A 20,303-nucleotide genomic window follows, 5' to 3' on the forward strand; every position below is an offset into this window, starting at 1 on the left:
CCTGGCGATGTCGCGTCAACTGCCGGCCGCCGGGCGATCACGGCGGGCAGCGGGATCAGAGCGCCACGCGGTACGCGATGAGGACTCCGATGTTGAACATGTCGACGCGCTCGGAGAGCGAGGCGCGATCGCGGGTCGGCGAGACCTTGCGCTGCTCCGGGAGGAACCAGCTCGAGTAGCGGAGGTGGCTCCCGACGCTCCAGTTCTCGGCGAAGGCCCAGTCGCCGCCGAGCGCGAGCCCCGCGGCGACCCCTTCGGTGCCGATCGTCGCCGCCCTCGGACCGACGTAGGCCGTGTCGGAGTACGGGTTGCGATCGGCCTCGACCGACCAGGAGTCGTTGACGACGACGCCGCCGAGCGTCGCGCCGACCCACCACTCCGTCTTGAGCGTGCGGAGGGCGTAGTAGCGGAACACTCCGTCGAGCATGAAGTAGCGGCGCGAGTGCTCGCGCTCGAGGCTGCGTGCGCCGCGCGCGGCGTCGGTGCTCAGCGTCGCCGCCCAGAAGATGCCCGCGCCGAAGCCGATGTCGCCCCAGCGGAAGAGGTTGTGGATGCCGAGGGAGACGCTCGTCTCGCCCTGCTCGCACGTGTCGGGGAACAGCGAGACGGGGCAGACGTCGGCGCCGGGGAGCGTCATCACGCCGCCGCTCACCTCCACCATGGTGTAGGGGCGATCTCGCTCGCGCGCGGCGGCGGCGCGGCGGGCGGCCCTGCTCTCGTCGGCGCGCCCCGGGGCCGCGAGCAGGAGCAGGGCGAGCGCGGCGCCGCACGCTGCGCCCGCGGCGCCGCGCTTCGGTCGAGCGCTCTCACGGCGCGGCGGTGCCGCTCGGTCGCGCTCCCCAGCGCGGACGTGGGTGGGCGCTCGCGATGTCGGGTACCAACCGCCTGGATTCACCTTCATTGAATTATAGCCAAGGACCCGTGGACGAGGGGAGCGGCGACGTGGCGTCCGTGGGCAGCGGCGGCGGCGAGGGGGGCAAGACCGGCGCGGGCGTGTCGCTGGCCGGCGGCGAGGCGGCGCCTGTCGTGGCGGGCGCGCCTGAGCCCCTCGGCGCCGGCGGCGGGGCCGGCGCGCCCCGGGGACCCGGCGCCGGCGGCTGGCCGGGGGGCGCGCGGCGGTCCTCGGCCGGCGGGGGCCGGCGCGGCGGCGGCCTGCGGTCGGGGCCTGCGGTCGGGCGCCCGGTGCTCTGCGGGGCGACCTGGGGGGGCGGCTCCGGGGGGGCGGCCGGCGGGCGGTCCGAGAGCTCGGCGACGAGGTGCTGGGCCGTGGTGAGCTCCGGGTGCAGCTCGATCGCGAGCCTGGCCAGGCGGATGGCGCCGGCCCTGTCCCCGGCGTACTTCCGCCCGAGGGCGTCGGCGACGATGCGCTCGGACGACTCGCGCCGGAGCTCGACGAGCCGCGCGTCCCTCGGCCACCGCGCGAGCGCCTGCGAGACGATGTCCCTCACGTTCTCGCCGGGCGGGGTGTCCCACGCGTGCCTGCCCATGCAGTCGCGCGCGCGCTCGATGTGTCCCTCCAGGGAGTCGCTCGCGGCCGGCCCCCCGAAGGCGCCGAGGTGCCGCCCGCCGAGGAACGCGACGAACCCCACCGCGCCGGCGCACGCGAGGAGGGCGGTGGCGCGGGCGATCATCGCGCGGCGGGGGAGCGGCGGCGCTGCGGACGCGACGCCCTGCATGGTCGACGGGGCCGGCGCGGAGTCGCGCAGGGGGTCGACGCCGAGGCCGACCGGCGTCCGCGCGGGCTCGTCCGCCGCGCTGCCGAAGTCCCCCGCGCTGCTGAAGGAGGAGCGCTCGACGCCGCTCGCTCGGGGCGAGGAGGAGCGGTCCGCGTCGCGCACGGAGGAGAGCTCGACGCCGCTCGATCGGGGCGACGAGGAGCGGTCTGCGTCACTCACGGAGGACCGATCCTCCTCGCGGCGAGGCGACGGAGGGTCTCCGTAGAGCGCTGCCGCGCTCCCCGGGAGGAGCGGCTCGAGGTCGCTGACGTGGGCGCTCTCCAGCGTGGGCGCGGCGATGCCTCCGATCTGGGCGGCGAGGGCGGGGGAGAGGTCGAGCGACTTGGTGCGCGACTTCGAGGCCAGCTTCATGACCGCGCTGGCGCGCAGGAGCCCCGGCTGGGCGGCGATCTCGTCGGGGTCGAGGCCGCTCGCGCGCACGGCGAGGGCGAGGTCGCGGCCCAGGGCGCGCGCGTCGGGGGCGCGCTCCGAGGGCTTCTTGGCGAGGTTCTGCATGACGACCTGCGCGATGGGCGCGGGCACGTAGCTCGATCGCGCGATGCTGCGCAGATCCGCGGGCGGGGCGTGCGTGTGCTGGACGAGCAGCGCGACGGGGGAGTCGCCCTCGAACGGGGCGCGCCCGGCGAGGCACTGGTAGAGCATCGTCGCGATGGAGTAGACGTCCGCCGGCGGGCCGACCCGCTGCCCCTCGGCGCCTTCGGGCGAGATGTACTTGGCAGTGCCGAAGATGAGCCCGGCCTGGGTGGTCATCGCCTTGTCGGCCCAGTCGAGGCGGGCGATGCCGAAGTCGAGCACCTTCACGTAATCCGGGTCCTCGCCGCGGCGGACGAGCATGATGTTCTCGGGCTTGAGATCCCGGTGGACGATGCCCTGCGCGTGCGCCTCGCCGACCGCGTCGCAGACCTGGAGGACGATGTGGAGCGCCCTCGGGAGCGGGAGCGCCTCGCTCTCGCCCGCGGTCCCGGCGGCCGCGAGCGCGGAGAGCAGCGAGAGGCCGTCGAGGTGCTCCATGACGAGGTAGAGCTCGCCGCCGAGCCGGGCGTCGGTCGTGGCGGGGATGCTCCCTGTCATGAGCACCTGGACGACGTTCGGGTGGACGAGCCGGCTCGCGATCTTGGCCTCGCAGTGGAAGCGGCTCACGAGCTCGGCGTTGCTGCTGAGCTCGCGGTGGAGGACCTTCACGGCCACGTCGCGCTCGATCCCTGCCTGGAAGGCGCGGTAGACGCGGCCCATCGAGCCGATGCCGATGAGGTGGCGGAGCTGGATCTGCCCGCCGAGCGTGAGGCCCACGTAGGGGTCGCGCTCGGCGGCGCCGAACGAGGCGCTCTTGCGCGAGCTCGCGAGCGGGGTGCCGTCGAGCGGGCAATAGAGCACGCCCGCGTCGTAGCGTTCACCGCACGAGGGGCAGCTCTTCGCGGGGGACGGCTTCATCGACCGCGCTGATCCTAGCACCGCTCCCGCCAGAAATTCTCGCACGGAGCGGCGTTTTGGCGCGTCGCGCCGCCCGGGGACGCTCGGGCGTGGACCGACCGGCGCCTTGCGATTACGGTCGCGGCGTGAGCGGTTCCAAGGCGGGCGCAGCGAGGGCGCGCAGCGGCAAAGGGCGCGGCAACGCGGGCGCCACCCCTGCGCCCGCCGCCCGCCAGGGCGCCGCCTCGGCCCGCGACGCCGCCGCCGTCGCCGCCTCGCCGGTCCGCGAGGCGGCGGCCGACGCGGGGCCGCGGGAGGGCGAGTACGTCGTCACGCTTCCCACGTTCGAGGGGCCGCTCGACCTGCTGCTGCACCTCATCCAGCAGCACGAGCTCGACATCCTCGACATCCCCGTGAGCTTCGTCACGGAAAAGTACCTCGAGTACCTGAAGATCATGGGCTCGCTGTCGATCGACCTTGCGAGCGAGTATCTCGTGATGGCGGCGACGCTGGCGCACATCAAGTCGAAGATGCTGCTGCCGAGCGTGCCTGCGGGGCAGGACGACGACGGGATGCCGGGCGAGGAGGAGGATCCGCGGGCCGAGCTCGTCCGCCGGCTGCTGGAGTACCAGAAGTACAAGGTCGCCGCGGCCGAGCTGACCGAGCGCGGCACGCTGGGGCGCGACGTGTTCACGCGCGGCATGAGCGAGAGCGAGGTGCCCCAGGGCCCGGCTCCGTTCACGTCGACGCCGATCTTCAGCCTGCTGGACGCCTTCGAGCGGGTGCTGAAGCGGACGAACGTCCAGATCGATCACGAGGTCGTCTTCGATCGCATCAGCATCACGGATCGCATGGTGGAGCTCACGGAGAAGCTCTCGGCGCGGCGGTCGATGCGCTTCGAGGATCTGCTGCTCGACAGCGTGTCGAAGGGGGGAGTCATCCCGCGCTTCGAGCTCGTGATCACGTTCCTGGCCGTGCTCGAGATGTGCAAGCTGAGGCTCATCCGGGTCCACCAGACGGACCCGCTGGCGCCGATCCACATCCAGCTCTCGGCGGCGGACGGCGCGCCTGCGGCAGATTTCGACCCCGAGGACGGGGCGCCGGCGGTGGAGCGGGTCGAGACGGCCGGGGTGGAAGAGGCAGGGGCCCCGCCTGTTGCCGGCGAGGGCGGCGTGGCGGAGCCCGCGGAGATGGCCGAGCCTGTCGACGAGAGGAGCGTCGAGGCGGAAGCACCGGAGCCTGCGGAGATGGCCGAGCCTGTCGACGAGAGGAGCGTCGAGGCGGAAGCACCGGAGGCTGCGGAGGCGCTGAGCGACGAAGCGGCAGGGCCGGAGCTCGCCGGGCCGGCGGAGGAGGCGAGTCGCGTACACGACATCGCAGGGGGCGAGCCTGCGGCGGAAGCAGATGCCAGCCCCGCTCTGGAGGGGACGGAGGGCGATGCGCTCGCGGATCCGAGCGACCTGTCGGCCCCGGAAGACATCGGAGCGCCGCCGACTGAGGTCGATGAGGTGGACGTAGGGAGTGGCCGTGACGGTGGCTGATGCCGTGGCGAAGCGGCGGCGTGTGGCGAAGACGACAGGACAGAGCGCGCCGGCGCAGCTGAGGGCGGCGGCGCATGCATGGCTCGGCGGAACGAAGCGGTCGCGGGGCGCGAAGAAGGAGCCGCGGGCGCCGAGGACGGCCGGGCAGGGCGCGCCGGCGAGAGCGGGCGCGCAGGGCACGCCGGCGCGGCTGAGGGCGGCGGCGCACGCGTGGCTCGGCGGAACGAAGCGGCCGCGGGGCGCGAAGAAGGAGCCGCGGGCGCCGAGGACGGCCGGGCAGGGCGCGCCGGCGAGAGCGGGCGCGCAGGGCACGCCGGCGCGGCTGAGGGCGGCGGCGCACGCGTGGCTCGGCGGAACGAAGCGGCCGCGGGGCGCGAAGAAGGAGCCGCGGGCGCCGAAGGGGGCGCGGCAAGATCCGGCCGCTCGTCTCCGCGCCGGCGCCTGGGCCCAGCTCGGCCATCCGGCGCGCCGCACCGATGTTCCCGCCCGGAGCGCGACCTCGGCGCCTGCGCAGGCGCCCGGCCTCTCTGCGGTCGCGCGCAAGCACCTGAAGGGAGTGCTGGAGGCGCTCATCTTCGTGGCAGAGCGACCGGTGCCGGCCCGCGAGCTCGCGCGCTCGGCGAACGCAGAGCACCGCGTCGTGCGCGAGCTGCTGGCCGAGCTCGTCGCGGAGTACGACGGGCGGGGGTTCCGCCTGGACGAGGTCGCCGGAGGGTACGTCTTCCGGACGAGCCCTGCATTTGCGCCCTTCGTTCGCGAGGTGACCGATCAGAAGCCGGTCAAGATGTCTCGCGCCCAGACCGAGGCGCTCGCGATCGTGGCTTACCGGCAACCGATCACGCGGCCCGAGATCGATGAGATCCGCGGCGTCGATTCCGGCGCGGCGCTCAAGTCGCTCCTGGAGCGTGATCTCGTGAGGATCCTGGGCAAGAAGGACGAGCCCGGTCGCCCGATGCTGTACGGCACGACGGCGCAGTTCCTCGAGTTCTTCGGCCTGAAGGCGCTCGGCGAGCTGCCGACGCTGCGCGAGTTCACCGAGCTGACCGACGAGTCGCGCCGCGCCTACGAGCGCGAGCTCGGCGAGGAGCCGCCGGATGTGGCGGTGGCGACAGCGGGACAGGAGAGCTTCGCCGGCGCGGAGGGATCGATCCGGACGACCGTCGTCAGCGCGGGGGAGGACCTCTCGGAGGACGTCGGCGTGTCGCCGACTGCGCCGCGGGAGGGAGATGTTGCGATGGAAGCGATGGAAAACGATGTGCGTGAGGAGCGCTCGGTCGTTGGGGCGGATGCCGGGGCTGGCGAAAAGGACGCTGTCCGGCACGGCAACGATGTCGAGGAGGATGCGTTGCGCGACGAAAAGGGGGAGGCCGAGGACGAGGACGAGGACGAGGACGAGGACGAGGACGAGGACGAGGACGAGGACGAGGACGCCGAAGACGAGGGCGAGGACGCCGAGGGCGAGGACGCCGAGGGCGAGGACGCCGAGGGCGAGGGCGCCGAGGGCGAGGACGCCGAGGGCGAGGACGCCGAGGGCGAGGACGCCGAAGACGACGAGGACGAGGACGACGAGGACGACGAGGACGAGGACGAGGACGAGGACGACGACGACGACGACGACTGAGTTGTCATCTCTCGCTGGTCCTCAGGCGCATCGGCCCGTCGCTCACGACGGTGGAGCGTCCGTCGGGTCCGGATAGGCTTCGGCCAGCTTTATCGCGGCGCTCCTCAGCTCGGGGTGGGAGAGGAGCTTGCGGAAGAGCCGCCAGAGCTCGGGGTCCGAGAGCAGCTGGAGCGGCGAGGCGGTCGCCTGCTTCCTCTTCTTGCGGGGGATCGCCTCCGGACCTTGGCGCCGCAGCTCCTCCATCCTCCCGACGAAGCGCTTCGTTGGAAAGAGGTCGCCGTGCTCCCAGGCGAGCACCGTCTCTTGCTCGATGCCCAGCGCTCCGGCGAGCTCGCGGGCCGTGCAGCCAAGCTCCTGCCGGAGCTTCTTGATGTCCTCGGGGGCCATGCGAGGCGAGGGTAGCGGCCTCGAAAAAAAAAGCGACGCCGAGCAACCGGCGGCGAGCTCCCGCCGAACTCCGTGTCATGACCCAGCACCCCCCGATTCGCCCCGCGTGCACCTCCCGCGCTCTCCGCGCCCTGCCCCTCGCGCTCGCGCCGCTCGTGGCCTCGCCCCTGTCCTGCGCGCCGGAGCTCGCGGCTCCCCCTCGCTTCCATGAGGAAGCGGAACCCGAGACCGCCGACCCCGCAGCCGCAGCCCCCGAGCTCCAGATCGAGCCCGAAGCGCCGCTTCATGCAGCGCCTCCGGTGCTGCGGCTGCGGGTGCCCCTCCCGGGCGCCTCCCTCGAGGGCGTCGATCCCGCGCGTGCGCTGCTCCTCCGCGGCAAGATCGGCGCGGCGCACCTCCGGCAGATAGAGCAAGGCGAGCTGTCGAAGGCGCTCTTGGAGCGCGTCGTCCCGTCGATCGTCTGGCTGAACGGGACGCCCCCGGGCGACCTCTCGCTGACCGTCGCCCCGCTCGCCCCGCTCGCGCCCGGCGAGACCTACGTCGTCGCGAGCGGCAGCCCTGTCTTCTCGCACACCATCGAGATCGCCACGGAAGGCTCACTGCCGGTGCTCCCGCGGCTCTGGCCGCCGCCCGGCGTCGGGGCGAGCCTTGGCCTCGGCGTGTGGTGCGGCGATACGCCCCTCCCGGAGACGGTCGCCGCGGTGACCCTCGAGCCGAGCGGGACGGCGGGCGAGCTGCGCCGCGGCGCCGTCGACGACATCGGCGCGCGCTGCGTGCGCTTCGAGGGAGCGCCGCTCCCCACGGCGCCAGGCGAAGCGGACGAGCTGCGTTTCGTGGGGCCGCCCGTCGCGTTCCCGGGCGAGCCGGCGGCCGTGAGCCTCGATCCCCGTCCGTTTGTGCTGGAATCGGAGCCCCTCCCCACCGTGGCGGCGGCGTGCGCGCTGGACGAGGTGCCTCTGGGGCCGGGTTGCGCTCGGATCGCCGATGATCGGATCCTCGTCCGTTCGCCGGATGTGCCGCTGCTCTGGGCGATCGCGGGCGAGGGGCTGGACGAAGTCCTCGCCCTGGCGCCGGGCGAGCCGTTCGTCCTCGCCCCCTTGCCGCCCCTCACGGCCGTGGAGCTCGCCATGGCCACCGTCGATAACGCCGGGCGCGTGGAGCGACGGACGTTCTCAACCATGACGCTCGCGCCCATGCCCCACGTGATCATCAACGAGGTGCTGGCAAATCCCGTCGGGCCGGAGCCGGGACAGGAGTGGGTCGAGCTCTACAATGACGGTGGGGTCCCAGCTGACCTTACAGGGTATGTCCTTGCCGATGTGGGTGGAGAGACAGAATTGCCCTCTATTTCGCTGGAGCCCGGCGCGTACGCGCTGGTCGTCAACGAGGGATTCGTCTCCGATGATGAGCTCGATCCTCCGGCTCCTCCCGACACGCTCCTGATCCGTGTGCCAAGACTTGGTAGCCATGGGCTGTCCAACTCGGGAGAACCGCTCAAATTGATGGATGGAGGAGGTGCAGTCTTGTCCAGGTCGCCCGCCACGCCCGGGCCGAAAGCGGGGATGAGCCTGGCCCGCGTCGGGCCCCGCGCTCCCGATGGTTCGGTTGGCTCTTTCATGACCAGCTGGCCGACACCCGGTCGCGTGAACATAATGAACCAGGAGATCCCCTGAAGGATGGGGAGTTCGCCTCCGTACAGGGCGATCTCTCCGAGGGGCCGAGAAAATTCGAGCAAAGCGGGTGACGGACCCGTCTATGAGAGCTAGGTTTCAATCGAGTAGACAGACGGGTGGGGGGGGCCGCCACCTGAGGAGACGCTGCCGCGCTGTGAACGCGAGCTGTGCGGCAGGTGCCTTTCGCGTGGAGTTCGGCGATGGCTGGTGTTCGTGAAAAGCTGTTGACGGCATCGGACCTCGCAGCCTTGTGCGAGGTCGACTTGAAGACAATCCATAACTGGGTAGATCGAGGGAGGATTGCCCATTTTCGTACGCCAGGGAGACACTTGCGCTTCAAGGCGGCAGATGTGGCTGAGTTCCTCCGTGCATGGGGTTATTCGGTGCCCCGGGAGCTCGCCAAGGCGACCTCCAAGTCGATGATGGCCATCGGGAGCAAGGACACGATGGCCCACGTGGCGCGATCCCTGGGGGAAGGCGTGCCCATCCGGCACGCGAGCCACCCGTACGATGCGCTGATCTTCGCGGGGGCGGACCCCGCGGACGTGTACATCGTCGACGTTCGGGCGGTGTCCAGCGACGTGGACGTCACCTCTCTCTTCGAGGCGCTCCACCGAGCGAACTCCCAGGGGACGTTCGTCGCCTTGGCGGACGAGCCGATCAGCCTGCCCTCGTTCGTGGGCAGGATCGGCCGCAACGACGCGCAGCAGCTGAAGGCGTTCCTGATGCCCGAAGCGGCCGCGCAGCCTGGAGCGCCGCTTCAGGCGGCCGCCGGCGGGGCCCCGGAAGAGCCCCCACGGAGCCTGGCCGTAGGCGGGTCCTCGCGCTGAGCGAGGGCCCCGGCCGTCCTACGCCAGCAGGAGAGGCTCGGCGAGGACGGCCGCGGGCGGCGGGCAGGTGACCCGCCAAAAGACGCAGCACTGCAGAGCGACCCGCTGAGGACAGAATCCCCCCTCCCGCAGCACAACCCGGGGCCGGTTGAGGGGTCGCTCGCAACCCTGCTGCCGAGTCCGCTCCTGCGCCTTCTGGATGAGCTGAAAACGAAGAGCCCGAGGAGCCCGGCTCCTCGAACGGGAGCGGCTCAGCTTCCGGCGATGGTCATGGCCGAGACCCGGAAGGTCGGAGAGGACGTTGCCGTCCGGAGATCCAGGTCGCTTCCGACGGCGTCGATCCGCTGCAAGAGCTCGTCGAGGTTCAGCGAGATCGTGACCTCGCTAACGGGGTAAGATATCTCACCATTTTCGATCCAGAAGCCGGCGGCGCCCCGGGAGAAGTCGCCGGTCACGGAGTTGAAGCCGAAGCCCATCATCTCGGTGACGTACAGCCCGCGCGGCGTGGAGCGCACGATCTCGTCCGCCGGCGTGGAGGTGGGCTGCAGGATGAAGTTCGAGGTGGAGGGGCCCACGCCGCCGCCGCCGCCGCGCGAGGCGCTGCCGGTCGAGGGGCGCTTGAGCTTCCGGGCGCTGTAGCTGTCGCAGAGGTAGGTCTTCAGGATGCCTTGCTCGACCACGACGTTGCGCCTGGCCAGGAGGCCCTCGCCGTCGAACGGGCGCGAGCCGGGAGCGCGCGGGATCAGGGGGTCGTCGACGATCGTGATGAGATCGCTGGCGACGCGCGTCCCCTCGCGGCCGACGAGGTAGCTCGACTTGCGCCAGACCGCGCTGCCCATGATGCAGGAACCGAGCAGCCCGAGCATCGAGCGGGCGACGTCCGGGTCGAAGACGACGGGCGCCTCGCAGGTCGCCACCTTGCGGGCGCCGAGCTTGCGCAGCGTCCGGCGGGCCGCCTCGCGGCCGACGGCGTCCGGGGCGTCCAGGTCCGCGAGGTGGCGTCGGCCGGTGAAGTAGAAGCCGCGGCGCTTCTTGTCGCCGTTGTCGTCGGCGATCGGAGAGACGACGAGCTGCGCGTACGAGCCGGCGATGCCGCCGCGGAACCCGCCGGACAGGACGAGGGCGTAGGCGCCCGCGCTCCGCGAGAACGTCGCGCCCTCGCTGTTCGTGATGCGGGGGTCGGCGTCGCGCGCGGCCTGCTCGCCCCGGCGCGCGATGTCGATGGCCTGCGCTGCCGTGACCTCTCCGCCCGAGGGATCATAGAGATCGAGCGCGGGGAAGCTCCCCTTGGCGATGAGCTCCGGATCGGCGGGGCCGGCGAACTCGTCCTCCTGCGAGATGTCGGCGAGCTCCAGCGCGTCCGCGACGAACCGATCGAGGCCGCGGGGCGTGAGGTCGGAGGTCGAGGTCAGCGCGACGCGCTGCTTCTTGATGATCCGCATGCCGAGGCCCTTGTGGACGGCCTCCTCGACGAGCTCGGGCTCGCCGAGGCGCACCTTGGTGGTGAGCTCGGAGCCGGAGCGGGCGATCGCCTCCGCGACGTCGGCGCCGCCTTTCCTGGCGCGGGTCACCACCTGCTCGGCCAGCTCCGTCAGTTCTGCGATCTGCTGATCCATGCGGGCTCGTTCGGACATGGGGCGACAGGGTGGTGGAGCGCGGTGGCTCCGTCAACGCGGTGACGCGGCCTGCCACCGCGGTGGCTCCGTCGACGCGGTGACGCGGCCTGCCACCGCGGTGGCTCCGTCGACGCGGTGACGCGGCCGGCCGTGCCCGCGGGATGCGTCTCAGCCCGGCCGGTTGGAGCGGCCGCCCTTGCCGAGGCCGAGCCGGCGCTGCGGGCGCGTCGAGGCGGGCCGGGGCGGATCGGCCGCGGGCGCCGGCTCGCTGGGGACGGCGCGGGGGCTCGGGCCGAGGGGGGGCCCGGCCTTCTGCCCGCCGCCCGGCGGCTCGCGCCGGAGGAGGGCGCTCACGGTGACCGCGAATCCGGCGGCGAGCATGGTGTGCATCCAGAGGAGCGCGTAGCCGAGCGGACCGCCGGCGACCGGGTGGACGCCGAAGTCGCCCTCGACCTGCCGGTAGGTGCCGTCGATCGCGAGGCGCCGGGACAGGGCGATGACGGCGATCAGGGCGATCGCGAGCGGACCGCCGGAGAAGATGGCCAGCGCACGGACCGATCGCTGCGCGGTCGGCCTGCCGCCGGCGCTCGCGGCGAAGCGCTGCGCGGCGGCGAACCCGGCGGGCACCGAGGCGACGTCGAGGAGGAGCAGCACGAGGTCGACGGCGGACGGGATCCGGCCGGTGTCGACGAGGTACGCGAAGCTCCAGTCGGGCGCGAAGACGAGGAAGTAGGCGCAGACCGGGGCGAAGACGAGGACGGCGAACAGGAAGACGAGGGCGAGCGGCCGATCGCGCGGGCCGGGCGCGAGCCGAGCCTCCGCCGCGCGCAGCGCGCCTGGGCGGTGAGGGGCTGCCGCGCTGAACCAGGCGAGCAGCGCGCCGAGAGCAAAGCCGACGAAGGGAGCGACGAAGGCGGGCACGCGGCGCCGAAAGTAGCCCTGTCGCCCCCTCTTGCGCAAAGAGACTGGAAGATTTTAGTGGGGCCTGCGTCCGAGGAGCACGCGCGCGCGCCGAGCTTCCGGAGGCGTACAGGCGCTCGCCCGGCCAGCCAGGGGGACGGGCGGACGGGGCGGAACGTTTGCCCTGGCCGCGCCGCCGCGCTAAGCGGCTGCGCACATGGAGCCGCGCCTCGTCCGGGAGATGCTTGAGCGCGTTCGAACCGGCGAGCTCGCCGTCGAGGAGGCGCTGGAGGCGCTCCGAGGCCTGCCTTTCCGGGACCTGGGCGTCGCGACCGTCGATCACCACCGCGCGCTCCGGCAGGGCGTGCCCGAGGTGATCTTCGGCGAAGGGAAGACGCCGGAGCAGATCGCTCTGATCGCCCAGGAGATCGCGAGGGCCGGGCAGAACGTGCTCGTGACCCGGATCGACGCCGCGAAGGGCGAGGCGGTGGCGTCGCTCTTGCCGGCGTTTCGCTATGTTCCCCTGGCGCGGACCGGCAGCATCGAGGTCGCGCCCACGCCGAAGCGCGCCACCGGGCCGGTCGCGGTCGTCACCGCGGGCACGAGCGATCTCCCGGTCGCCGAGGAGGCCATCGAGACGCTGCGTGCCGTGGGGCTCGAAGCGAAGCGGCTGTACGACGTCGGGGTGGCGGGGCTGCATCGCTTCCTCCATCGCATCGAGGAGCTGCGCAAGGCGTCCGCCGTGATCGTGGTCGCGGGTATGGAGGGCGCGCTGCCGAGCGTGGTCGGCGGGCTCGTGGCCGCCCCGGTCGTCGCGGTCCCGACCTCGGTCGGCTATGGCGCGGCGCTGAGCGGCTTCACCGCGCTCTTCTCCATGCTCACGTCGTGCGCCTCCGGCGTCGCCGTGGTCAACATCGACAGCGGCTTCGGCGCGGCGATGGTGGTGCATCGCATGTTGCCGAAGGAGTGAGCGCGGGACGAGCGCGACCGCGGGAGCGCCGCACAGCGCAGGCGCCCGGCGAACGGAGCAGGCGAGATATGGGACACGGGCACGATCACGGGCACGACCATGCGCACGGGCATGATCATGCACACGAGCACGGGCATGATCATGCGCACGGGCACGCGCATGATCACGCGCACGCGCATGATCATGCGCACGCGCACGAGCACGAGCACGGGCACGGGCACGCGCATGATCACGAGCACGCGCACGACCCTGCACACGAGCACGGGCATGATCACCCGCGCACGCCGCTCCTCGAGGAAGGCGCGGGCGCCGGCAAGATCCTGTTCTTCGACGCGTTCAGCGGGATCGCGGGCGACATGACCATCGCCGCGCTGCTCGATCTCGGGGTGCCGCTCCTCGTCATCGAGCGCGCCGTCGCGGCGCTGCCCATCGAGGGATTCCACCTGCACCGTGGGCACGCCCACCGGAGCGGCATCGTGGCGACCTCGTTCGACGTGCACGTCGAGACGCCGCAGCCGGAGCGCACCTACGGATCCATCGACGCCATGCTCGCCGCAGCGCCGCTCGATCCGCCCGTCGCCGCGCTGGCGCGCCGGATCTTCCGGCGCCTCGGCGAGGCGGAGGCCGCCGTGCACCGGATCCGCCTGGAAGACGTGCACTTCCATGAGGTCGGCGCCGTCGACGCGATCGTCGACATCGTGGGCGCCGCCGCGGCCATCGCGCACATCGGGGCGGAGGTCGTCGGATCGCCGCTGCCCATGGGCCGCGGGTTCGTCAAGGCGCGGCACGGGATCCTCCCGCTGCCTCCGCCTGCCGCGGTCGCTTGCCTCCGCGGCGTCCCGACGTACGGCGTGGAGCTCGACGCCGAGCTTGTCACGCCCACAGGCGCGGCCATCATCGCCGCGCTGGCGACCCGGTTCGAGCGCTGGCCGACGTTCGCGCCCGACCGGATCGGCTTCGGCGCCGGCCAGCGAGAGCTGCCGGACCGCCCCAACCTGCTGCGGGTCGTCCTGGGAACGCGCTCTGGCGGGGAAGAGAGCCTCGGCAGCGCATCGCACGTGATCGTCGAGGCGAACGTCGACGACCTCACGGGCGAGGTGGCAGGGCACGCGATCGAGGCGCTGTTCGCGGCGGGCGCGCTCGACGCGTGGGCGGCGCCGATCACGATGAAGAAAGGGCGGCCCGCGCTGACGATCGCGGCGCTCGCCGCCGCCCCCCAGGCCGATGCCGTCGCGACGGCGCTGCTCCGCGAGACGACCAGCATCGGGCTCCGGAAGATCCCGGTCGCCCGCACGGAGCGGCCGCGGCGGATCACGACCGTGAAGACCGCGTACGGCGCCATCCGGGTGAAGATCAGCGAGGGGCCGTTCGGCCCGCCGCAGATCAAGCCGGAGTTCGACGACTGCGCCGCGGCGGCGAGGACGCACGGCGTGCCGGTGCGCGAGGTCGTCTCGGCGGCGCTCGCGGCCGCCAAGGGGTGACGCCGCCGGCCGCCGAGCGGTGACGCCCCGCCGCAGCGCCGCGCGCTTGCCTCCGTGACGCGCGCTCGCCCGGCTGGACGCGCGAAGGCGCGCTCAGTCGGGGCGCTCGATCGGCAGCGCCTCGGCTTCCCACAAGAGAAAGCCGCCCTCGAGGAACGCGACGGGGACGCCCTCCTGGGCGAGCTTCGTGGCCACATCCTTCGACTTGTCGCCGGAGCGACAGTAGAGGACCGGCGCGCCGGTCAGCATGTGGAGCTCGGCGAGCCGGCCCTCGATCTCGTCCAGCGGGATGTGCACCGCGCCGGGGATATGGGCGCGGCCGTACGCGGGGCCCTCGCGCGTGTCGACGGCGACCACCTGACCCTCGCGGATCAGCTGCGCCAGCTCGACCGCCCGGATGGCGCCCTCGGCGCGCGGGAGGAATGGATCGAGGAGCTCGCGGAGCTGCTTGCGGTTGAGGACGCCCTGCTCGGCGGCCACCGGGCGGCCCCGGTGGAAGACCATGAACGTCGGGACGGACTGGATGCGCAGCGTGGTGGCGATGCGCTTCGACCGGTCGATGTCGACCTTGACCACCTTGGCCTTGCCTTCGAGCTCGCGCGCGATGGCGTCGACCTCCGGCGCGACCGTTTTGCACGGCCCGCACCAGGTGGCGGTGAAATCGATGAGCACGGGCAACTCGCTGCGGAGCACCTCGCGCTCGAACTCCTGCTCGCTGATCTCGGGAACAGCCATGGCGGGCGAATTCATAGCGGGCCTTTCCATCGAGATCGAGTGGCGCGAGGCCCCCGCCGCCGAGATCGCGGAGATGAGGCCGATTTCGGCGAAATCTCGGCGCTACCTCGGCGCCATCTCGGCGCAGGGCGCCCCCGGGCGGCCGCGCCGCCGGCCGCGGGTGCTCCGTCCAGCTGCCCGCGCCCTCAGCGCGGCATCCGCGCGCGCACGGTGCGCGCGTCGACGGCGTCGCGCAGCGCGTCGGCGATGAGGTAGGAGCCGCCGACCGTCGCCAGGAGCAGCAGCCCGGGGAACACGAGCAGCCGGATCTCGCTCGGGTGCCGCGCCGCCTGGCCCAGCGTCTCCCCCCACGACGCCACGCGGGAGGGCGCGCCCATCCCGAGGAACGAGATCGCCGCCTCGAGCAGGACCACGGAGGCCACGCCGAGCACGGAGCTCACGATCGTGGGGCCGAGCGCGTTCGGGAGGATGTGGCGGTAGAAGACGCGCAGCCGGGTGCTGCCGAGCGCGTGCGCGGCCATCACGTACTCCTCGCTCGACGCCCGCAGCACCTCGGCGCGCACGAGGCGCGCGATCTCCGCCCAGCGGACGAGCGCGACCGCGAGCACCAGCGACAGCGCGGAGGGCTCGCGCTCGATGGCGCGCACGATCGCCACGACGAGGATCACCGGGAAGGTGTCGACCGTCTCGACGAGGCGGACGAGGCCGTCGTTCCAGACGCCGCGCAGCGTGCCGGCGAGCCCGCCGAGCACGACGCCGAGGAACATGCCCACGAGCACCGCGCTGAGCGACAGGCCGAGCGCGGTGCGCGCGCCGTAGATGAGCCGCGCGGCGAGATCGCGGCTCTCGAAGTCCGTGCCGAGCGGGTGGTCGAGCGAGGGCGACGCGTTCGGGCCGGCGTCGGTGCGCTGCTCCGGGCCGTAGCGGATGGGCGGCCAGATCGCGACGCCCACCTCGAAGCGCACCCGGAGCTCGGCCTCGGTGAGCGACTCGAGCTCCGCGGCGTCGGTGACCGCGGGCAGGATCTCGGCGCCGTCCGACCCGAACCGGGCGATCGGCGCAGGGGCGGCGAGGAGCTCGGCGAAGATCGCGAGCAGCGCGAGCACGCCGAGCAGGACGGTGCCCGCGGCGACCCGCTTGCTGCCGACCATCCGGCGGAGGAACGCCGCGGCGTGGGTCACGCCCCGTTCCTCCGCGAGAGCACCGCCGGGCCGAGCCGCGGATCGACGAGCACGTAGGCGAGATCGGTCGCGATCACGCCGAGCGCGGCGATGCCGGCGGCGCCGATGGAGATGGCCATGAGCCAGCTCACGTCGCGCGCCTGCACGGCGAGCAGGGTGAGCTCGCCGAGCCCGTGGAGCTCGAAGACGCGCTCCACGACGAAGGCGCCGCCGAGCGCCATCGGGGGCTCCAGCACGGCGAGCGTCACGACCGGGAGCGCGGCGTTGCGCAGGCCGTGGACGGCGATGGCGCGCGCGGTGCCGGCGCCGCGCGCCCGCGCGGCCCGGATGAAGTCCTGCGTGAGGACGGCGACGAGCGCGGCGCGCTGCTGCCGCGTCGGCGCGGCGATGAGCGAGAGCGCGATGAGGCACGTCGGCAGGAGCAGCGACCGCGCGCCGCCCGAGAGCAGCGCGGCGGCCACGGCCACGACGGCGGTCGGGAGGACGGCGAAGATGAGCACGGCGGCCGCGATGGCGGAGTCGCTCCGCCGACCGCGCGAGGCCGCGCTCAGCGCGCCGAGCGGGACGGCCACGGCGTACGCGAGGGCGATCGCTCCGAACACGAGCGTGAGCGTGACCGGCGCGCGCCGCGCGAGCTCGTCGAGCACCGGCTCGCCGGTCGCCGCGACGCCGAGGCGGTGGGTGACCGCGCCGAGCGCCCACTTGCCGTACCGGGTCTCGAGCACCGTCGCCGCGAGCCGCGCCGGGCCGGAGAACACCTCGAAGTCGCTGCGGTACACGTTCCAGAAGGACTTCCACCGCGTGACGCACGCGCGGGCCTCCGCGAGGTCCTCGCCCGGGGCGATGCGGTCGTCGATCTCCGCGATGTGGGCCGCAACCTCGACGAGGGCGCGCGCCTGAGCGAGCGTCGCCGCGTCGCGCGGCGGCTGGAGCGCGGCGATCACCGGCTGCAGGGCGAACGTGTCGAGCTCGAGCAGCTCGGAGGCGCGCGACGCGGAGCCGTAGCGGACCAGGCGCCGCACCGCGCTCCGGACCGACGCGCTCCGGAACTCGATGCCGCGGTCGTCCCAGAAGCGCGTCCAGAAGGCGACGGCGTGCGCCGGATCGGCGGCCTCGTCGGCGCGCGGCAGGCCCATCCGCGCCGCGACCGGCGCGAGCGCGAGGGCGACGCGGGTGCGCGGCTCGGGCGCGAGCGCGTCGAGCGGCAGGATGTGCGGAAGCGCGGCGCCGCCGAGGCGCCGCAGCTCTTCGGCCGCGGCGGCCGCGCCGTCGCCGCCGGCCGCGATGGCCTGCGCGGCCGCGAGGGCGCGCAGGCGCACGTCGCGCGGCTCCAGGTTGATGAAGCGCGGGAGATCGAGGAAGCGCTCCCGGCGGAGCCGCGCGAGCTCCGCGCTGGAGAGGGAGCTGGCGAGGAGCGGATCGTCCGTGGGATCCGGGACGAAGGAGAGCACGAAGAAGGTCAGCAGCGAGACGCCGACGAGGGTGGGGAGCGTCCAGAGGAGCCGGCGGAGCGCGTGGCGGAGCATGTCTCTCGCGCGGGGATCAGCGCAGGATGGCGTCGAGCAGGTCGATGCGCATCCCGAACTTGTAGGGGGAGGCCTTGACCACCTCCGTCTTCTGGCCGGAGATCGTCTCGTCGTTGCCCTCCAGGTAGCCGCCGGCGTTGATGCCGATGACCTTGCCCTGGCCGTTGAAGATGGGGCTCCCGTTCATGCCGCTCGTGCTGCGGGCGTCGTGCTGGATCAGCCAGGCGTCGGCCGCGGCCGCGGGCCGCCCGTTCGCGCCGGTGGTCCGGCCGATGTTGGCGGCCAGGAAGGTGGCGACGGGGTTCGCGGCGTCCGTGAGGCGCTCGGGGAAGCCGATCAGGTACACGTCGTCGCCCGCGCCGGCCGCGGCGAGCTCCTCCCGGGTGGCGAGCTCCAGGACGGCGGCGGCGCGCCCGGTGATCGACACGATCCCGATGTCCGGGGTGAGCTGGTCCGCGCTCTCGCGGTACAGGGGGTGTGGCCGCATGCTGGTCACGGCGAAGCTTATCTGGCCCCGGCCCTCGTTCTCGAGCGCCACGATCGCGCCGCCGCGGCGCTTGGCCGCGGAGATGCAGTGCGCGTTCGTCACGAGGATGGAGGGCCGCACCGCGAACGCCGTGCAGAACCCCTCGCGCCCCGAGGCGAGCATGAAGATCCCCTTTCTGACGCGGTCGTGGAGGTTGCGCCCGAAGTTCGCGTTCGAGGGGTGAAGCGTGCCGAGGCGGCGCTCGATCTCCTTGCGCCGCGGGTCCTCCGGCGGGAGGCGCGCGAGCTCGGCGCGGAGCTGGCTGATCTCGTCGTGGGAGGAGCGGTTATAAACGATGAGCCCGGCGAGGCTCGCGAGCGCGACCACCAGGAGCAGGGCGAGGACGTAGGTCGTGCGGCGCTGGCCGGCGGTCGCGGCGCGCACCTCCTTGTGGAGCATGGCGTTGATCTCGACGGTGCCGCGGGGCTTCGCGCGCCCCGTGGCGGCCGAGACGGCCGAGGAGATCATCATGGCGATCGTCCGCTCGCCGACCCGCCGGGCGCCGGCCGGCGGCGCGGCGGCGACGTGCCCGGAGTGGGCCGCGGTGGGCGCGGGGCAGCCCGCGGCCGGTGCCGGGGGGGCCGCGGTGGGCGCGAGATAGGCAGCGGCGGGCGAGGGATAGGCAGCGGCGGGCGAGGGATAGGCAGCGGCGGGCGAGGGATAGGCAGCGGCGGGCGAGGGATAGCCGGCGGGCGCGGGGTACGCGGCGGGCGCGGGGTACGCGGCGGGCGCGGGGTGAGGCGGCGGCGCGTGCGCATGCGGCGATCCCGGCGCATGTCGCTCGACGAGCTCGAGCCGCACCCGCGGGCCCTTCGTGCCGAAGGTGAGCTCATCGCCCGAGGCGATCGGGTGCCGCTTGATCCGCTGCCCGCCCGCGTAGGTCCCGTTGCGGCTGTCGAGGTCGTAGAGCACCCAGCCCGCCGCCTCGAGGCGCGCCTCGGCGTGGTGGCTGCTCGCGTCGCGATCGTGGTTCGGGTCGAACACGACGTCGTTGTCCGGCGCGCGACCGAAGCGCACCACGCGTCTGTCATGGAGCTCCACGGACCCGGCGTTGCGCCCGAACGTGTGCACGACGCGCAGCATCACGGCGCGGGGACCCCCTTCAGCAGATCGATGCGCATCCCGATCCGGAACGGCGAGCTCTGCGTCACCGTCGTCTTGCGCCCGTCGATCGTCACGTCGTTCTCGTCGTCGATGTGCGCGGCGTGGATGCCGATCACGTGCCCGTACTGGTTGAAGATGGGGCTCCCGCTGTTGCCCCCGCGCGTGACCGCATCGTGCTGGATGAGGACGGCGCGGTCCGGCGTCGTCGCCTCCTCGTCGATGCCGGTCACCCGCCCGATGCGGCCCTCCAGGAACGTCGCCGAGGGGCTCAGCGGGTCCATCAGACGACCGGGGAAGCCGAGGACGTAAGCGTCGTCGCCCGGCCCGATGGCCCGCAGCTCGGCGTCGTTCGCGAGCTTCACCGTGTGCGACGCCCTGCCGTCGATGCGGAGCAGGGCGACGTCCGGCGAGCCGGCCCCCGCCTGCCCGGGCTTGTACGCAGGGTGGGCCGACATCGCGACGATGCGGAGGCGGGTCTTCCCCATCGAGTCGTTCTGCGTGGCGATCGAGGTGCCGCCGCGCGCGCGGCAGTCGCGGACGCAGTGCGCGTTCGTGGCGAGCAGATCGGGCGCGATGGCGAAGGCCGAGCAGCAACCGCCGATGCGGTTGTCCACCTTGTAGCCCATCACGTAGAGCGCCAGCCGGTTCTGCTCGAAGATCGCGCGGCCCGAGAGCACCTGCTCCGGGATCTCGCCCGATGGCCGCGCCGCGGGCGTGACCCCGAGCCCGACCTCGCCCGCGAGCGCGTCGGCCGCCTGGCGCGACCGGTACGCGACCACGCCCGCCACCCCCACGGCGACGAGCGCCGCGGCGACGCCGAGCCCGAGGAGCAGGTTGTTGCGCGCCACCCGGCGCTGCGCCTCGTCCGCCTTGGCGCGCACGAGCGCGAGCGCCTTCTCCTCGCGCTGCATCGCCTGCACGACGGCATCCCTGATGATGCGCTGCGCGGTCTCCACGTCGACGCGGCCGTCCGCGTCCGATCGTCGCGGGGCGGACCCTTCCTGCGGTGCGGCCGGAGTCTGCCGGCCGCGCTTGTCGTTGCTGCGCAGCATCGCGGTTGGGGGCG

Annotated in this window: 16 protein-coding genes; 6 read left to right on the forward strand and 10 right to left on the reverse strand. The window is 73.2% G+C overall.

Features of this window, described 5'->3' with window-relative positions:
- Positions 1-55: 55 nt before the first annotated feature.
- The gene (locus WMF28_RS09715) at positions 56-895 is read right to left on the reverse strand and encodes a hypothetical protein (RefSeq protein WP_437601853.1); all 840 of its coding nucleotides are present in this window, start codon (positions 893-895) and stop codon (positions 56-58) included.
- A gap of 10 nt (positions 896-905) precedes the next feature.
- Entirely contained in the window at positions 906-3,167 is a 2,262-nt protein-coding gene (locus tag WMF28_RS09720) for a protein kinase domain-containing protein (RefSeq protein WP_437601854.1), read from the reverse strand.
- A 125-nt stretch (positions 3,168-3,292) separates the two neighbouring features.
- On the opposite strand from WMF28_RS09720, the gene WMF28_RS09725 reads away from it, so the two are divergent.
- The gene (locus tag WMF28_RS09725) at positions 3,293-4,687 is read left to right on the forward strand and encodes a segregation/condensation protein A (protein WP_437601855.1); all 1,395 of its coding nucleotides are present in this window, start codon (positions 3,293-3,295) and stop codon (positions 4,685-4,687) included.
- Positions 4,674-6,308: an SMC-Scp complex subunit ScpB gene (scpB, locus tag WMF28_RS09730; protein ID WP_437601856.1), complete on the forward strand. Its 1,635-nt coding sequence runs from the start codon at positions 4,674-4,676 to the stop codon at positions 6,306-6,308. The genes WMF28_RS09725 and scpB overlap by 14 nt, the downstream gene beginning before the upstream one ends.
- A 42-nt stretch (positions 6,309-6,350) precedes the next feature.
- Here the strand turns inward: scpB and WMF28_RS09735 are convergent, their stop codons facing one another.
- The gene (locus WMF28_RS09735) at positions 6,351-6,695 is read right to left on the reverse strand and encodes a helix-turn-helix domain-containing protein (protein ID WP_437601857.1); all 345 of its coding nucleotides are present in this window, start codon (positions 6,693-6,695) and stop codon (positions 6,351-6,353) included.
- Positions 6,696-6,772: 77 nt separating this feature from the next.
- On the opposite strand from WMF28_RS09735, the gene WMF28_RS09740 reads away from it, so the two are divergent.
- The gene (locus tag WMF28_RS09740; RefSeq protein WP_437601858.1) at positions 6,773-8,368 is read left to right on the forward strand and encodes a lamin tail domain-containing protein; all 1,596 of its coding nucleotides are present in this window, start codon (positions 6,773-6,775) and stop codon (positions 8,366-8,368) included.
- A gap of 200 nt (positions 8,369-8,568) precedes the next feature.
- Positions 8,569-9,198 (forward strand): helix-turn-helix domain-containing protein, encoded by a 630-nt coding sequence (locus tag WMF28_RS09745; RefSeq protein ID WP_437601859.1) that lies wholly within the window; start codon positions 8,569-8,571, stop codon positions 9,196-9,198.
- Between the two features lie 251 nt (positions 9,199-9,449).
- On the opposite strand, the gene WMF28_RS09750 is transcribed toward WMF28_RS09745, so the two are convergent.
- Together WMF28_RS09750 and WMF28_RS09755 are read right to left on the reverse strand one after the other, a co-directional pair.
- Entirely contained in the window at positions 9,450-10,814 is a 1,365-nt protein-coding gene (locus tag WMF28_RS09750; RefSeq protein WP_437601860.1) for a TldD/PmbA family protein, read from the reverse strand.
- 168 nt (positions 10,815-10,982) lie between these two features.
- Positions 10,983-11,735, reverse strand: coding sequence for a hypothetical protein (locus WMF28_RS09755; RefSeq protein WP_437601861.1), 753 nt, complete (start codon positions 11,733-11,735; stop codon positions 10,983-10,985).
- A gap of 196 nt (positions 11,736-11,931) precedes the next feature.
- Here WMF28_RS09755 and larB point away from each other — a divergent pair, with 196 nt between their 5' ends.
- Together larB and larC are read left to right on the forward strand one after the other, a co-directional pair.
- Positions 11,932-12,684 (forward strand): nickel pincer cofactor biosynthesis protein LarB, encoded by a 753-nt coding sequence (gene larB, locus WMF28_RS09760; RefSeq protein ID WP_437601863.1) that lies wholly within the window; start codon positions 11,932-11,934, stop codon positions 12,682-12,684.
- Between the two features lie 68 nt (positions 12,685-12,752).
- Complete coding sequence (gene larC / locus WMF28_RS09765) at positions 12,753-14,165, forward strand: nickel pincer cofactor biosynthesis protein LarC (RefSeq protein WP_437601864.1); 1,413 nt, start codon at positions 12,753-12,755, stop codon at positions 14,163-14,165.
- 93 nt (positions 14,166-14,258) lie between these two features.
- On the opposite strand, the gene trxA is transcribed toward larC, so the two are convergent.
- The 5 genes from trxA to WMF28_RS09790 form a co-directional block, all read right to left on the reverse strand.
- On the reverse strand, positions 14,259-14,900 hold the full coding sequence (trxA, locus tag WMF28_RS09770) for a thioredoxin (RefSeq protein ID WP_437601865.1): 642 nt from the start codon (positions 14,898-14,900) through the stop codon (positions 14,259-14,261).
- Between the two features lie 185 nt (positions 14,901-15,085).
- Complete coding sequence (locus WMF28_RS09775; RefSeq protein ID WP_437601866.1) at positions 15,086-16,081, reverse strand: ABC transporter permease; 996 nt, start codon at positions 16,079-16,081, stop codon at positions 15,086-15,088.
- Positions 16,078-17,607, reverse strand: a complete 1,530-nt coding sequence (locus WMF28_RS09780; RefSeq protein ID WP_437601867.1) for an ABC transporter permease — start codon at positions 17,605-17,607, stop codon at positions 16,078-16,080. The genes WMF28_RS09775 and WMF28_RS09780 overlap by 4 nt, the downstream gene beginning before the upstream one ends.
- 16 nt (positions 17,608-17,623) lie before the next feature.
- On the reverse strand, positions 17,624-19,216 hold the full coding sequence (locus tag WMF28_RS09785; protein ID WP_437604234.1) for a trypsin-like peptidase domain-containing protein: 1,593 nt from the start codon (positions 19,214-19,216) through the stop codon (positions 17,624-17,626).
- Positions 19,216-20,289: a S1 family peptidase gene (locus WMF28_RS09790; protein WP_437601868.1), complete on the reverse strand. Its 1,074-nt coding sequence runs from the start codon at positions 20,287-20,289 to the stop codon at positions 19,216-19,218. The genes WMF28_RS09785 and WMF28_RS09790 overlap by 1 nt, the downstream gene beginning before the upstream one ends.
- Positions 20,290-20,303: the final 14 nt, after the last annotated feature.

The organism is Sorangium sp. So ce590, from assembly GCF_051521365.1.
GTDB lineage: Bacteria > Myxococcota_A > Polyangia > Polyangiales > Polyangiaceae > Sorangium.

Coding starts and splice junctions, on each gene's coding strand:
- WMF28_RS09720 (WP_437601854.1), bottom strand. CDS start 3,167: ATGAAGCCGTCCCCCGCGAAGAGCTGCCCCTCGTGCGGTGAACGCTAC.
- WMF28_RS09735 (WP_437601857.1), bottom strand. CDS start 6,695: ATGGCCCCCGAGGACATCAAGAAGCTCCGGCAGGAGCTTGGCTGCACG.
- WMF28_RS09740 (WP_437601858.1), top strand. CDS start 6,773: ATGACCCAGCACCCCCCGATTCGCCCCGCGTGCACCTCCCGCGCTCTC.
- WMF28_RS09745 (WP_437601859.1), top strand. CDS start 8,569: ATGGCTGGTGTTCGTGAAAAGCTGTTGACGGCATCGGACCTCGCAGCC.
- WMF28_RS09750 (WP_437601860.1), bottom strand. CDS start 10,814: ATGGATCAGCAGATCGCAGAACTGACGGAGCTGGCCGAGCAGGTGGTG.
- larB (WP_437601863.1), top strand. CDS start 11,932: ATGGAGCCGCGCCTCGTCCGGGAGATGCTTGAGCGCGTTCGAACCGGC.
- larC (WP_437601864.1), top strand. CDS start 12,753: ATGGGACACGGGCACGATCACGGGCACGACCATGCGCACGGGCATGAT.
- trxA (WP_437601865.1), bottom strand. CDS start 14,900: ATGGCTGTTCCCGAGATCAGCGAGCAGGAGTTCGAGCGCGAGGTGCTC.
- WMF28_RS09780 (WP_437601867.1), bottom strand. CDS start 17,607: ATGCTCCGCCACGCGCTCCGCCGGCTCCTCTGGACGCTCCCCACCCTC.
- WMF28_RS09785 (WP_437604234.1), bottom strand. CDS start 19,216: ATGCTGCGCGTCGTGCACACGTTCGGGCGCAACGCCGGGTCCGTGGAG.
- WMF28_RS09790 (WP_437601868.1), bottom strand. CDS start 20,289: ATGCTGCGCAGCAACGACAAGCGCGGCCGGCAGACTCCGGCCGCACCG.